This window comes from Streptomyces sp. NPDC020362 (assembly GCF_040642095.1).
GTDB lineage: Bacteria > Actinomycetota > Actinomycetes > Streptomycetales > Streptomycetaceae > Streptomyces.
This window is the reverse complement of the sequence record NZ_JBFAET010000054.1, coordinates 36,672-49,750: the sequence shown is the minus strand read 5'-3', so window position 1 is coordinate 49,750 and position 13,079 is coordinate 36,672. Positions and strand designations below refer to the sequence as shown.

At 72.6% G+C, this 13,079-nt stretch carries 11 protein-coding genes and 1 pseudogene; 6 read left to right on the top strand and 6 right to left on the bottom strand.

Features of this window, described 5'->3' with window-relative positions:
• Both AB0H32_RS21040 and AB0H32_RS21035 read left to right on the top strand, forming a co-directional pair.
• Window positions 1-751: pseudogene (locus AB0H32_RS21040) on the top strand (hypothetical protein); the annotation flags it as partial.
• A gap of 179 nt (window positions 752-930) precedes the next feature.
• Window positions 931-2,157: a glucuronyl hydrolase gene (locus tag AB0H32_RS21035; RefSeq protein ID WP_361122579.1), complete on the top strand. Its 1,227-nt coding sequence runs from the start codon at window positions 931-933 to the stop codon at window positions 2,155-2,157.
• A 55-nt stretch (window positions 2,158-2,212) separates the two neighbouring features.
• On the opposite strand, the gene AB0H32_RS21030 is transcribed toward AB0H32_RS21035, so the two are convergent.
• The 3 genes from AB0H32_RS21030 to AB0H32_RS21020 all read right to left on the bottom strand — a co-directional run bounded on the left by AB0H32_RS21030 (window position 2,213) and on the right by AB0H32_RS21020 (window position 6,613).
• Entirely contained in the window at window positions 2,213-5,683 is a 3,471-nt protein-coding gene (locus AB0H32_RS21030) for an NACHT domain-containing protein (RefSeq protein WP_361122576.1), read from the bottom strand.
• Between the two features lie 7 nt (window positions 5,684-5,690).
• Window positions 5,691-6,083 (bottom strand): hypothetical protein, encoded by a 393-nt coding sequence (locus AB0H32_RS21025; RefSeq protein WP_361122573.1) that lies wholly within the window; start codon window positions 6,081-6,083, stop codon window positions 5,691-5,693.
• A 140-nt stretch (window positions 6,084-6,223) separates the two neighbouring features.
• Window positions 6,224-6,613, bottom strand: coding sequence for a RidA family protein (locus tag AB0H32_RS21020; RefSeq protein WP_361122570.1), 390 nt, complete (start codon window positions 6,611-6,613; stop codon window positions 6,224-6,226).
• A gap of 185 nt (window positions 6,614-6,798) precedes the next feature.
• Between AB0H32_RS21020 and AB0H32_RS21015 the strand changes: the two genes are divergently transcribed.
• The 3 genes from AB0H32_RS21015 to AB0H32_RS21005 all read left to right on the top strand — a co-directional run bounded on the left by AB0H32_RS21015 (window position 6,799) and on the right by AB0H32_RS21005 (window position 9,056).
• Window positions 6,799-7,863: a tetratricopeptide repeat protein gene (locus AB0H32_RS21015; protein ID WP_361122567.1), complete on the top strand. Its 1,065-nt coding sequence runs from the start codon at window positions 6,799-6,801 to the stop codon at window positions 7,861-7,863.
• 115 nt (window positions 7,864-7,978) lie between these two features.
• Window positions 7,979-8,872, top strand: a complete 894-nt coding sequence (locus AB0H32_RS21010) for a LysR family transcriptional regulator (RefSeq protein ID WP_361122560.1) — start codon at window positions 7,979-7,981, stop codon at window positions 8,870-8,872.
• A 61-nt stretch (window positions 8,873-8,933) separates the two neighbouring features.
• Window positions 8,934-9,056 carry a hypothetical protein gene (locus tag AB0H32_RS21005; protein ID WP_361122557.1) on the top strand — a complete coding sequence of 41 codons (123 nt, stop codon included), beginning with the start codon at window positions 8,934-8,936 and terminating at the stop codon, window positions 9,054-9,056.
• Window positions 9,057-9,118: 62 nt separating this feature from the next.
• Here AB0H32_RS21005 and AB0H32_RS21000 read toward each other — a convergent pair whose 3' ends face one another.
• Window positions 9,119-9,889, bottom strand: a complete 771-nt coding sequence (locus tag AB0H32_RS21000) for an isoprenyl transferase (protein WP_361122588.1) — start codon at window positions 9,887-9,889, stop codon at window positions 9,119-9,121.
• Window positions 9,890-10,008: 119 nt separating this feature from the next.
• Between AB0H32_RS21000 and AB0H32_RS20995 the strand changes: the two genes are divergently transcribed.
• Window positions 10,009-10,977 (top strand): TAXI family TRAP transporter solute-binding subunit, encoded by a 969-nt coding sequence (locus tag AB0H32_RS20995; protein WP_361122555.1) that lies wholly within the window; start codon window positions 10,009-10,011, stop codon window positions 10,975-10,977.
• Window positions 10,978-10,981: 4 nt separating this feature from the next.
• On the opposite strand, the gene AB0H32_RS20990 is transcribed toward AB0H32_RS20995, so the two are convergent.
• On the bottom strand, window positions 10,982-12,349 hold the full coding sequence (locus AB0H32_RS20990) for a HAMP domain-containing sensor histidine kinase (RefSeq protein WP_361122552.1): 1,368 nt from the start codon (window positions 12,347-12,349) through the stop codon (window positions 10,982-10,984).
• Window positions 12,346-13,056, bottom strand: a complete 711-nt coding sequence (locus AB0H32_RS20985) for a response regulator transcription factor (RefSeq protein WP_361122549.1) — start codon at window positions 13,054-13,056, stop codon at window positions 12,346-12,348. The genes AB0H32_RS20990 and AB0H32_RS20985 overlap by 4 nt, the downstream gene beginning before the upstream one ends.
• Window positions 13,057-13,079 lie beyond the last annotated feature (23 nt).

Genomic DNA, 13,079 nt, shown 5'->3' with positions numbered 1-13,079 from the left:
CCGCCGGCGCCGCGCAGGCAGGCACGGCGCCGGCGGGCAAGGAGAGCTGACTCCGGAACAGGCGACGGCCACCCCCGCACTGGTGAGCGGCCTGCGCGATCCGGCACCGGCGGCGGCGACCCCGGCGGGCGCCGCGCGCGCCTGCCTCGCCGCGAAGCGGGACCGCCACCGGATCGCGGATCCCGCCCGCGATCCGGAACCCGCGGGGACCGACACGGCGGGCGTGCGTGAGACCGTGCGGCTGCGCCAGACGTACCACGGTGTTCCCGCCCTGGACGGCGAGTACATCGTGCGCATGGACCGCAAGGACGGCAGACGGATCGTCGACGTGGCCACCGGCGAGGACAGGGTGATCCAACAGTCCGCCCCGGGAACGAGCCTGGGACCGGCGGCCGTCACCGGCGATCACGTGTACTGGCTGCTCGACGGGGCCGACCAGAACGGCACGACGGCTCTGCGCCGTGCCGGGCACGACGGCTCGGGCATCACGGACCTCAGCCCGGAGACCGGCCCGGACGCGCTGAACATCTCCGACCTGACCGTGTCCGGGCAGGTGGTGACGACAGTCGCCCGCAAGCCGGTGACCGGCCTGAGCGACGAGTCGCTGTCCAGGCTCCGGCAGTTCGCGGCGGACAAGGGCGATGGACTGCGCAGGAGCCGGGTCTCCTGCAACCGGGGGCGAGCAGCTCTCCGCCGCCGAGGCCACCGGTGCGCAGGTGATCCGGCTCGACGCGACCACCGGTGTCAGTGACGTGGTCACCCGCACGCGTCCGGTCGGCACCTGCGGCTGACCCGGCCCGACGGTGCCGTGCCCCGCCCGTCATGGTTCACATCCATGGACCTTGCCCATGTGGGTGTACATGACGGGGCGGGCTGTGCAAGGCTCCATCAACTTCCTTTCACTGCCGCCGAGTTGGAGGATGCGGGCCGATGGAGCTCTCCCGACGCACCGTGCTGACCACGGCGGCCTCGGCCGCCGCGCTGTACACGGCGCCGACGACGGCGGCCCGGGCGGCGGAGCAGACCCCTGCGGCCGTCGTCCGCACCCTCAGGTCCGCCGCCGACTACGCGATCGGCAAACTCCGCACCGTCGCCCCGAACGTGACGGCCTTCCCGGTCGGCACGAAGTTCGAGAAGTGGGTCTACGCGCAGAACGGCGACTGGGTCGGGGGGTTCTGGCCCGGCACGCTCTGGATGGCCTGGCTCCACAGCGGCGACGACACCTTCCGCACCCTGGCGCTCGACTCCGCAAAGAAGCTCGCCCCCCGCCAGAACGACACCGGCACCCACGACCTGGGCTTCCTCTTCTACCCCTCCTGGGTCACCGCCTGGCGTCTGACCGGCGACGACACCTGGCGGACCGGTGCCGTCCGCGCCGCCGACTCGCTGAGCCGGCGCTACAACCCGAACGGCCGTTTCATCCGTGCCTGGGGAGCGCTGAACGATCCGAACAACGCGGGCCGCATCATCATGGACACGATGATGAACCTCGACCTGCTCGCCTTCGCGACCGAGCAGACCGGCGACGCGAAGTACCTCGACATCGCCACCGAGCACGCGCGGACCGCCCAGCGGGTGTTCCCGCGCCCGGACGGCTCCACGCCCCACGTGTACGACTTCGACCCCGCCACCGGAGCACCGATCGGCCCCGGCACCGTCCAGGGCTACAGCCCCACCTCCTGCTGGGCGCGCGGACAGGCCTGGGGCATCTACGGGTTCACCACGGTCCACCGCCGCACCGGCGACCGGCAGTTCCTCGCGACCGCACGCGGGCTGGCCGACTACGCGCTCGGAGCCCTGAGCCCCGATCACGTCCCCGTGTGGGACTACCGGGCGCCCCAGCAGCCGTACGACGTCAAGGACGCCTCCGCAGGCGCGATCATGGCCTGCGGTCTGCTCGACCTGTCCGCGGCGACCGGCCGCCCGGAGTACCGGCAGGCCGCCCTGCGTCTGCTGACCGCACTCGCTCAGACCTGCCTGACCAGGAACTCGACGCGTGCCGAGGCCGTCGTCGCCCGCTGCACCCGCAACCGCCCCGCCGAGGACGGCATCGAGATCTCCCTCCCGTACGCCGACTACTACCTCCTGGAAGGCATCCTGCGCGTGCTGCGCCCGCAGGACGTCGACCGGGCGATCGACCTGTCCGGCCCGAAGTGAGGGTGCCTGCACGCGGCAACACCTCCAAGCCCTGCCCAGGGCTCGGTGATCGTCCTCAGTCGGCGTGCGGGGTCCGGACCCGGCCGCCGGACTGGGTGAAGATGTCGTTCACCACCTTCTGGGCCAGGCCCCTGTCCTTCTCCGGGACGTCCACCTTCACCCACACGCGCCAGGTCAGCTGCCTGCCCTTGCTGTTCCAGACGAAACTCCGGCGCAGATACATGGCGTACCGTTGCTCCCGGCCCACGGTCCTGGTCTCCTGCGCGTAGTCGGCCGTACCGCGCCCGGGGGACGACGGGACGCTCGTCCACCGGGGGTCGCCGTACTTCAGGAGAGCACGCTCGTAGGCGCCGGCGTCTCTTTCGTGACAGGAGGCCCCGCAGCCGAGGTTGGACGCGATCCGGATGCTGATGTCGGGCACCGGCCCGGGCGCCGCCGGCGTGGCGGAGCGCTCACACTCGTACGTGAGGAGATCGCCCTCTCCGCCGGTGAGACAGAAGAGCGGCTTGGGCGCGCGGAAGGCGAACGGCAGGCGCCAACTTGCCCACACGTACGACCGCTCCCTCTCCTTCCAGGTCGCTCCGTACACGGACTGCCCCGGGACGTGGGTGTACTTGGCCAGCCTCGTGCCCTGCTTCGGGACCTCGGCGCGCGGAACATCGGCCAGTCGGCGCCGGCTCGCCGTCAGCGTCCCCGTCCCGTGCCCGCCACCGGAGTCGTCCAGGCCCGCGCGCCGCAGGAAGTCACGCATCAGGATCTCCGCGATCTCCCTGGTGCGCTCCCGGCCGGCGAACTCCTCGGCGTAGGTGACGAGGAACAGAGCGTTGCCGACCCGTACCCGCACCATCGTCTGCCAGGGCTCGGTCTCCATGGCCGACATCCCGAACCTGTCCTTCTTGACGAGTTCGGCGGCCTCGTCACCGAGCCCGGCCAGCCGCCGCTCCCCCTTCGCGAGAGGCTGCTTCCCGATGGTGCGGAACTGCTCGGTGGCGTACCGGACTCCATTCAGCTCCTTGTTCGACTTCCAGCCCACGGAGGCGATCCCGATCTCCACGTCCGGTGAGAACGGGGACTGTTCGGAGGCGACGCACACATTGCCGCCCGGGACGGACGGCAACAGGCCCGGCAGCATGAAGATGTGCGTCTTCGTACGGGCCGACTTCGTGCCGTCGGTCATGATCTGCTGCATCTCGTGGCCGTCCAGCAGCGAACACGCCTCGGGAGCGAAGGCGACCGGGTCCGGCGGCGGCTCGGCGGACGCGGCGCTGAAGAAGAGGACGAACAGCGCGAGGGCACCGAACACGGAGGCCGAGAGCGCGAACGGTGGCCGCATCGGAGTACGGAGTCGGGACTCACCGGTGTCGTAGGCCTCCGCCAGGCGGTCCCGCAGCTCGATGTGCCGGAACCGGTACACGCCCCCGGCCTGCCGCAGCACCCCCCTGGCATGCGCGTCCTCGAGGAATGCCGTGAGGCGCCAGGGGAGCCGGCCGGTGACCGCCAGCCAGAGGCGGGCCGCGTTGTACCGGCCCCAGGCCGAGAACCCAGCGGCGTACAGCCACCAGGCGAACAGCGTGGCGGCCACGGCGAACGCCCAGTCGCGCGTGGTCGCGACGTGTGGGCTGCGGTGGGTCCACTGCCAGACGCAGAACACCATCGGGGGCAGGCCCAGCGGAAACAGCGAGGACGCCGGCTCACCCTGTCCGAGCCTCAGCGGCGCGAGCCAGCCCAGGGTGAGCACCAGGCGCCGGTCGGCGCGGAGCACCTCTCTCGGGGACAGGCCCACCGCCGGATCGGCGAACCGCCACACGGCGGCCACGACCGGTTGCAGCTGGGCCCCGAGGACGAGCACACAACAGCCCGCCACCACCCACCGGTGGGCCACGGCCGCGGCGACGGCGGCCCCGACGGTGAACACGGAGGCCGCGGTCACCAACCGCACCTTCCGTGCCCGCAGCGCCGCGCGCACCCGCGTCCCCGTCGGCCGGGCGAACCGCCACGGGGAGGGGCGTTCGCCGTCGGGGTCGGCGGCAAAGCCGTAGAGGGTGAGCAGGCAGGTCAGGGCGAACGCGCCCCACACCGACGGCCACGCACCCCACCATGCGGCTCCCACGCCGGTCCACGCCACCAGCAGGACCAGCAGCAGGTACGCGGGCGCCAGACACAGTCCCCGCACCGGCCACGGCATCTCCTCCTGCAGCCGCCACCACGCGAAGTCCTGCTCGTTGGCGGCCTTCATCCGGGTGGCGAGGAAGCCCACCCACCGGCGCGCGTCGCTGGGCTCCCAGCCGCCGTGCTCGGCGCGGATGTCGTGGGAGGTGCTGTAGGCGGTGTCGAGGAAGGCGTCGTACAAGTGCCGTTCCAGTACGCCCTCCTCGGTGAACCGGCCCCGGGACAGCAGTTCCCGGGGATGGTTGCCGTCCCAGCCGTAGGCGACCCGGGCCAGTCCGGCCATGAGCGGCACGCGCAGCACCTCGCGCAGCCGTACCGTCTCGGCGGACACGTCGTGCGCATCGCGCAGCCGGTCCAGGACCGGTGCCCAGGGGGAGCGGTCCGAGCCCGAGGGGTTGAGGTACGTGCCGACGGCGTCGTCCGTGAGGCTCTGGAGGACGATCTCCGTGCGAGTGAACACGCTCGGGTCGGGTGCGTGCTCGCGGTACTCGTCCTGACGGCTGGTGAGGACGAACGGCCTTCCCCGCAGGCTCTCGCCGAGCTGGCGCAGGGCGTCCTTGCGGCGTGCGGCGGGCAGTTCGTCGAATCCGTCGAGGATCAGCAGGACGCGGTCGGTGGAGCGCAGGAGGTGGAGGGCGACGTCGTGGGGGCGGACCCCGGGCACGGGCGTGCACACCTGGGGACAGTCGGCGGCCAACTGCCGGGCCAGCCATTGGGCCAGTCCCCGGCGCGGGTTCCAGGACGCGAGGGAGACCACCAGAGGGACGGGCCCGGGAGAGTCCGGGGCGCGTGCGTCCAGCAGTTCGGAGGCGAGCCGCAGGGCCAGCACCGTCTTGCCCGCGCCCGCACCGCCGAGGACGACGAGCCGCCGGTCGGGGGTGCCTTCGAAGTACCCGGAGATGGAGGCCCGTGGCTCGTCCCCCGCGGGCGTCCACTCCACCTCGATGGGGTGGGGTTCCGCGATGTGCAGCAGCCGCTCGTCGCGGGCGTACTGCCGCCGCAACACCTCGGCGAGACCGTCGGCGACCCGCTGGAGGTGCTCCGGCGACTGCCAGGCCCGGTCACGCCTCCTGCGCCGCGCGGCCAGCACACGTGCGGCCAGGGCGGACGCCACGGCCAGGGCCAGCAGCAGCCAGCCGAGCCGAACCGGGCCCGGGTCGTAGCCGCGGGGGAGCGGCAACTCGGGCCGTACGGCGACGAGATACAGCCCGAAGCCCGCGACCAGCCCCCGTACGCCCACCGCCACGTGCGGCTGGACGTGCAGGTTCACGATGTCGCGCGCCTGGATGAGGAGGCCCTGCCGGCCCCCGCTGGTGATGTTGTGAGTGTCCCCCGAGGGCCGGCTGTGCCCCGTCACCTGGCGCCTATCCGCCGTGGTTGCCGAGGTTGATGTCGCCGTTGATGTCGCGGGCCTGGATGACGGTCTGCTGCCGACCGCCGGAGACCTCGCTGTGCACGTCGCCGGACCCGGTCCGCGCCGAGTCGAGGGCGTCCTGCCGCCAGGCCCGCAGGGCATCGGCGAACGCGGGGTCCTGCCGGGCCCGCTCGGCCAGCACCTGCGCCAGCCGCTCGGCGCGCGCGGCGCGTTCCGCGCTGCCGACCGCGGCGGCGAGGGCGGTCAACTCGCCCTCGCCGCTGGGTCCTGTGTCCGTCCGGCGTCGGACCAGACCGCGCAGGGACGTCCATATCTGCTGCCCGGCGGCACCGGCCGTGCCGCTCGCGAGAGCCATCAGCAGTTCCGGCGCTATCGGTTCCATGGACACCTCTTTGCGCTTGCCTGGACACGCTTCGTGCATCGAGCGTAGGGCAACTACCCCGAAGACAGGTCCCCAAGACAGGCCCGGAAGACGAACCTGAAGCGGAGACCTCGGGGCTCGGGGGGACGACCGCGGCCGTGTCAGCCGGTGGGCCGGCGCGCGTACACCTCGATCTCGATCTTCATACGGGGGTCGGCCAGGCCGCACACCAGCATGGTCGCGGCCGGGCGGACGTCACCGAAGCAGCGCCGCAGGAGTGGCCAGCAGGGCTCGAAGTCCTCGCGGTCGGGCAGCAGATAGCGCACGCGTACGACGTCGGCAAAGCTGCAGCCCGCCTCGGTCAGCGCCGCCTCGATGGTGCGCAGGCACTGCTCTGCCTGTTCCACCACGTCGTCCGAGATGGTCATCGTGGTGTAGTCGAACCCGGTCGTCCCGGACACATGCACCCAGTCACCGTCCACCACGGCACGGGCGTAGCCGATCTGCTCCTCGAAGGCGGAGCCGCTGAGGATCGCACGTCGCTCTGTCATGCGCCGAACGCTAGGTGACCTGCACCGATACGTCTAATACCCCCCGTGGTGCGACCAGATATCTCCGTGCGTATCTCCGTGCGTACGGAGTGAGCGTCCGTGCGCCCGGCACGACCGTCCGCGACCGAGTGTCAGCACCTCCTGGCATGCTCACGCGCAAACAGTTCCCACGCGAAGGCAGCGACATGACCGATCGAACCCTGGTGGACGCCGAAGGATGGGCACTTCCGCTTCCCCCCGATCCCCTGAGCCCCGTTCCGGACGAGGTCGAACACGGGCTTGCGGCCTACAGGGCTTGCGATGCCCCGGCAGCGCAAGCCCTGCTGACCCCGATCGCCGGCGCAGGGCGCACCCACGCGTCCGGGCATGCGGCCATGGCGCTGGCAGGCGTCTCACTCGGCGAGAACGGTTTAGACGACTCCTGCCGAAAGTGGCTTGAGCAGGCGGCCGCAGGCGAGGACCCCTGGCTCGGCCCCTTGGCCGCCGTGATGCTCACTCCGGACTTCCTCTCCTGGACGTCCTCGGACTCCGGCCGCCTGCTCCGTCAGGGTCTCGCGGCCCAGCTCACCGGTGACCCGGACACGGCCCGGAACCGATTCGAGCAGACAGCCGACGTCTGCAAAGGCACGGAGACGGGGGACCTCGCCGACATCCTCCTCGGCAACCTCCTGCTGCAGAGCGGCGACCAGGCCGCGGCGCTCGAGCGGCTCAGGCACGCACGGGAGATGAGCGACGGCCTGTTCGCGGGCTATGCGGGTCACCTCGAAGGACACGTACTCATCGGGCAGGGCGACAAGAACGAGGCCGGCCATGTGCTCGGGTATGCGCACGGCGAGTCCCACCCGTTCGCATGCGGTACCAAAGGGCTGCACCCCTGGGTTGCCGTCCGGTTCGGCGAACTGCTGGCGGGCGACTTGTTCGGCCTTGACCTCGTTCACGACCAGATGGAGAGGAGTGGCGTGAGCGAGGGCGAGATCGTGCGTGAGCCCTTCGAAGCCGTCTTCGACCGCAAGGAGGTCAGCCGTCCCGCTCTGGTGGACATCGGCTTCCATCTGTTCCCTCACGACGCTGATTTCGAGCCGGTGCACGCGGGACTGGACCGCCTGAAGACCTGGAGCGATGAACGCTACGACCGCGGCCGCCGCCTGATCTTCGTGCTCCATGTCCTCGTCGAGGACCGCCGCAACGAGCAACGCACCCGCGGGTTGGCGGAGCTGCGGGAGAAGCTGGACCTTCCTACGCCCCGCTGAGCTCACCACGACGCTGTCGGTGCGTTCGCCAGAGCCCGGTCGCAGGCCGAACGCCGGGCGAACTGCCCCGATACGTCCCGTGCCGGACGTGGAGCGACCTGATATCTCTGGACGTATGGAGCGCCCCGCACTTCCCCTCCCACAGCTGCACGCCTTCGTCGTGCTCGCCGAGGAACTCCACTTCGGCCGCGCGGCCGCCCGGCTCGGCATCGCCCAGCCGCCGCTGAGCCAGCAGATCCGGCGCCTCGAGGACAAGGTCGGACATGCGCTGTTCAGCCGTGAGCCGGGACGGGTCACGATCACCCCGGCCGGCCGCGAACTGCTGCCCGCGGCCCGGCAGGCCCTCACCGGCCTCGCTGACGGCCTCGCGGCCGCCCGGGCCGTCGGCACCGGCCGGGCCGGCCGGCTGCGGATCGGTTTCGCCGCCTCCCTCGCCCTGACCGTGCTGCCCGGAGTGCTGCGCACCTTCCGGACCCACCACCCCGATGTGCACCTGGACATCCAAGAGATGACCACCGCACCGCAGATCGCCGCCCTGCACGACAAGGCCATCGACATCGGCCTGCTGCGCGAACCGCCCTCCGACGAGCCCGACATCGGCTTCCGGACCGTCCTCAGCGAGCCCTTCGTCGCCGTGCTGCCCGCCGCTCATCCGCTGGCCGCCCGACGGACCGTACCGCTCGCGGAGTTGGCCGACGCACCGTTCGTGCTGCTGCCCCGGGCGGTGGGACCAGGGCTGTACGACCGGATCACCGGCCTGTGTGCGGAGGCGGGCTTCACACCCCGCACCGCCCAGCACGCGGTCGAATGGCAGACCGTGTGTGCTCTCGTGGAAACCGGCCTGGGTGTCTCCCTCGCCCCGGCGAGCATCCGGCGCATCCGCCTCAAGGGCGTCGCGTTCCGCCGCATCGCCCCCGCCGCCGCCCGCACCCGGGTCGCCGTCGCCTGGCGCAGGAGCGACCCGAACCCGCTCGTCGCCCACCTCCTCGCGGCCGTCGGCAACGAGTGAGCGCGAGCGCAGGCAGCCGGTCACGGCGTTCGACACCGCGGCCCGCGCCCGGCACAGCGCAGTGCCGAGCGCCGACGACACCGCGCTGCCGAGCGCCGACGACACCGCACTCGACACCGCCGGACACCGGACACGTCCGCACGGCAGCGACGCCGAGGAGCCCTTCCCCGGCGTCGTGTGGTGAGTCGACCGGGTTCTGCACCACGGCCCCGAGATCGCCCTGCTCAGCGACCTCCACCGGGCCCGTCAGCGGCCGTAACGACGTTCCCGGGCGGCGTACGAGCGCAGCGCGCGCAACAGGTCGATCTGCCGGAACGCCGGCCACAGCACATCCACGAAGTGCACCTCCGCGTAGGCCGACTGCCACAGCAGGAACCCGGACAGCCGCTGCTCTCCGGAGGTGCGGATGATGAAGTCGGTGTCGTGCCCGCCCGGCGAGTACAGGTTGTCGGTGATGTGCTCCAGGTCGAAGTCGGCCGCCAGCTCACGGGGGTCGCCGCCGGTGGCGATGTGCTTGTCGAAGGCCGCCTTGACGGCGTCGACGATCTCGCGGCGGCCGCCGTAGCCGACGGCCACATCGACCTTGAGCCCGCCACGGCCGGCGGTCTGCGCTGCGGCCTCCTTGAGGACGCGGGCGGTGTTCCCGGGCAGCAGGTCGAGGGCCCCGATGATCTCGATCTCCCAGGGTTCCCCGGGAGCGCAGATGCGCCGGACGGTCTCCTCGATTATGTCGAGCAGGGGGCCGAGTTCGTCGGCCGGCCGGTGGAGGTTGTCGTCGGAGAGCATCCACAGCGTGACGTGCTTGATCCCGGCATCGGTGCACCAGTGCAGGAAGTCCGAGACCCTGGCGCCGCCGACGCGATAGCCCTCGCGGACGTCCTGATGCCCCGCACCCCGTGCCCAGCGCCGGTTCCCGTCCAGCATGATCGCCACATGCCGTGGCCGGGGCAGGCCCTCCAGCTTGCGGTTCAGGCGCCGTACATAGACCGCTTCCAACGCCGAACGCAAGGCCTTCATCGCCACACCGATGTCCCTTCTCCTACCCGTGTTTGAGGGCGCCACGATAGTGCCCCGCCGCCCGCCGGGGCCAAGCGGGAACGGACGGCCGGCGGACACGGACCGGCTACGCTGCGGGCGTGACCGGTCGACCGATGAGCCGCCGGGGCCTGCTGGAGGCCGCTCTCCTCGCCGGCCCCGCGGCCGCCCTGGCCGGATGCTCCGGGGACACCGGACCGGTGTGGCGGCTCAGGCTCGCGACGGGCCCTGAGGGCGGGCCGTACAACGCCTTCGGGAAGGCACTGGCCGCGCAGGCCGCACGGACCGCGCCCCGCCTGCACATCACCCCCGTCAGCACCGCGGCGAGCGTGGACAACCTGCGCAGACTGGGCGACGGATCGGCGGACCTGGGCCTCGCCATGGCGGACGCCGCCGAGGACGCCGTCCGGGGGCGGGCGCCGTTCTCGCACCCGGCAGCCGTGACGGCTCTCGCCCGTGTCTACGTCAACTACACCCATCTCGTCGTACCGGCGCACGGCCCGGTGCGGTCGGTCGGGGATCTGGCGGGCCGGTCGGTCGCCACCGGCGCGGCCGGATCCGGCGGGCAGGTGCTCGCGGGCCGACTGCTGCGGGTGAGCGGGCTGGCCGGGAAGCGGGCGGTACGGCAGCAGCAGCTCGGGCTCGCCGATTCGGTCCGGGCACTCGGCACCGGGACGGTCGACGCGCTGATCTGGGCCGGGGGAGTGCCCACCCCGGCCCTGTCGGACCTGGCCCGCGAACTCCCCCTGCGCTTCCTGCCGCTCGACGAGCAGGCCGCCACCCTGCGCGACACGTACGGCCCCGTCTACACGGCGGTCACCCTCCCGGCCGGCGCCTACGGGCTCACCGAGCCGGTCGGCACCATCGGCGTCGGCAACTATCTGCTGGCCCGCTCCCGGGTGCCGCAAGAGGCGGTGCACGAGGTGCTCCGGGTGGTGTTCGACCGGTGGCGCGCGCTGCTCAGGGAGGTGACGGCGGGTGCCCGGCTCGAACCCCGGTTCGCGGTCGCCACGGGGGACGTGCCCCTGCACCCGGGCGCGGTGGCCTACTACCGGTCGGTCTACGGCTGACCGGTCAGGCGGAGGGCAGCCACAGCTCAACGACCAGGCCGTGGGGTTCGCGTCCGGCCATGCCGAGCCGCCCCCCGCTGAGCCGGGCGATCTCGTCGGCGATGGCCAGGCCCAGCCCGCTGCCGGGCACGTTCTGGTGCTCGGGCGACCGGGCGAAACGGCGGGTGAGCAGGGGCAGCTGATCCTCGGGCACGCCCGGACCGTCGTCGCTCACCCGCACCACGGCCGCGCCGTCCGTGCACTCGGTGCACACGGTCACCCTGCCCCCGGAGGGGACGAACTTGACGGCGTTGTCGAGGACCGCGTCGAGGATCCGGCCCACCGCGTCCGGCACCGCCCGCGCCCGCAGCCCCTCCGGTACGGCAGCGGCGGTCAGCGTCAGCCCCGAGGCCTCGAAGACCGGCTGCCACGCGGTCACCCGCTCGCGCACCGAACGCGCCACGTCCTGCACGGTCCGTTCCGCCGCACCGGCTTCCACGCGCGCCAGCGCGAGCAGACCGTCGAGCAGCTCCTCCAGGCGCTCCGCCTCGTCCAGGGCGCGCGCATGCTCCTTCCGGCCCGGTCCCGGGGCCACATGCGGCTCGACGTTCTCCAGCTGGAGCACCAGCGTGGCCAGCGGGTTGCGCAGCTGGTGCGAGGCGTCGGCGACGAAGGCGCGCTGGCGGCCCAGGGAGTCGGCGACCGCCTCGGCCATGCCGTTGAAGTGACGGCGCAGGCTGCGCAGTTCCGGCGGCCCCGTGCCGGAGACGGCCCGCGTCTGCAGGCTGCCCGAGGCCAGACCGGCGACCGCCCGGTCGAGATCGCGCACCGGGCGCATCAGCCAGCGGGTGATGCCCGCCGCGACCAGGGCGGCGGCCGCGAAGGCGGTGAGCGCCCCGCCGGCGATGAGCACCCAGCGCACGGTCACGTCCCGCCGGGCGGCTGCGGTCGGAACGGTCAGCAGGACCGCCCCGCTGACCCGCTCGTCCCGGCCGACCGGCTCGGCGAGCACCACCCGGTCCGGGCCCCACGGCCGGACGGTCGGCAGCCGTTCGGTGGACCGGCCGGTCAGCGCCCGGTCCAGCACGTCGTCGGCGGAGGGCCGCGCGATGCCGGGCCCGGCCCGGGCGACCACCCGCCCCGCCGGGTCCACCACACGCACCCCGGCCCCGTACAGCTCGGCGTACCGGCGGATCTCGGTGGACAGTTCGGCACGGTCGGCGGCGGTGCGCACCCGGTCGGCGAGGTCGGCGAACCGTACGGCGTCGGCGCGCCGCTGCAGCAGCAGGTGTTCCGTCCGCCCGCTCGCGTACGAGCCGGCCAGGGGCACGGACAGCAACAGCGTCGCGGCCCCCATCAGCACCATCAGGACGGCCAGCAGTCTGCGCCTCATCGGCCGCCCCGGTCGTCCGGGTCCGCTGCCGGCGAACCGAGCTGGTAGCCGAAGCCCCGCACCGTGCGGACCAGTTCGGCGCGGCCCGTCTTCGCGCGGATGCCCGCCACGTGCACGTCCAGGGAACGGGACGCGGCGAGAAAGGCGTCGCCCCAGATCCGGTCCAGGATCTCCTCGCGGGAGTGCACCTCGCCCGGCCGCGCCGCGAGGAACGCGAGGACGTCGAACTCGCGCCGGGTGAGCCGTACGGCCGCCCCGGCGACCGTGACCGTGCGCCCCGCCATGTCGATCTCGACATCGCCCGTGCGCACGGGACGTCCGCCGCGGTCCGCTCCGTCCGTACGGGACGCCGCCGCACCGGTGCGGCGGCGCACGGTGTCGATCCGGGCCATCAGCTCGTTCATCCGGAACGGCTTGACCACGTAGTCGTCGGCCCCGGCCCGCAGCCCCTGCACGATGTCGCGCTCCTCGCAGCGGGCCGTCACCACGATCAGCGGCGCGTCGCACACCGTGCGCAGCCGCCGCAGCAGCTCCAGCCCGTCGAGGTCGGGCAGGCCGAGGTCGAGCAGCACGAACTCGGCCTCGTGGACGTGCCGCAGGGCGTCCAGGGCCCGGCCGGCCCTGCGCACCGTGTGCCCGCGCTGGGCCAGGGCGGTGATCAGAGCCTGGGCCATACGGTCGTCGTCCTCGACGAGCAGCGCGTGCATGGGATGTCCTCGTGCCGTGGTGA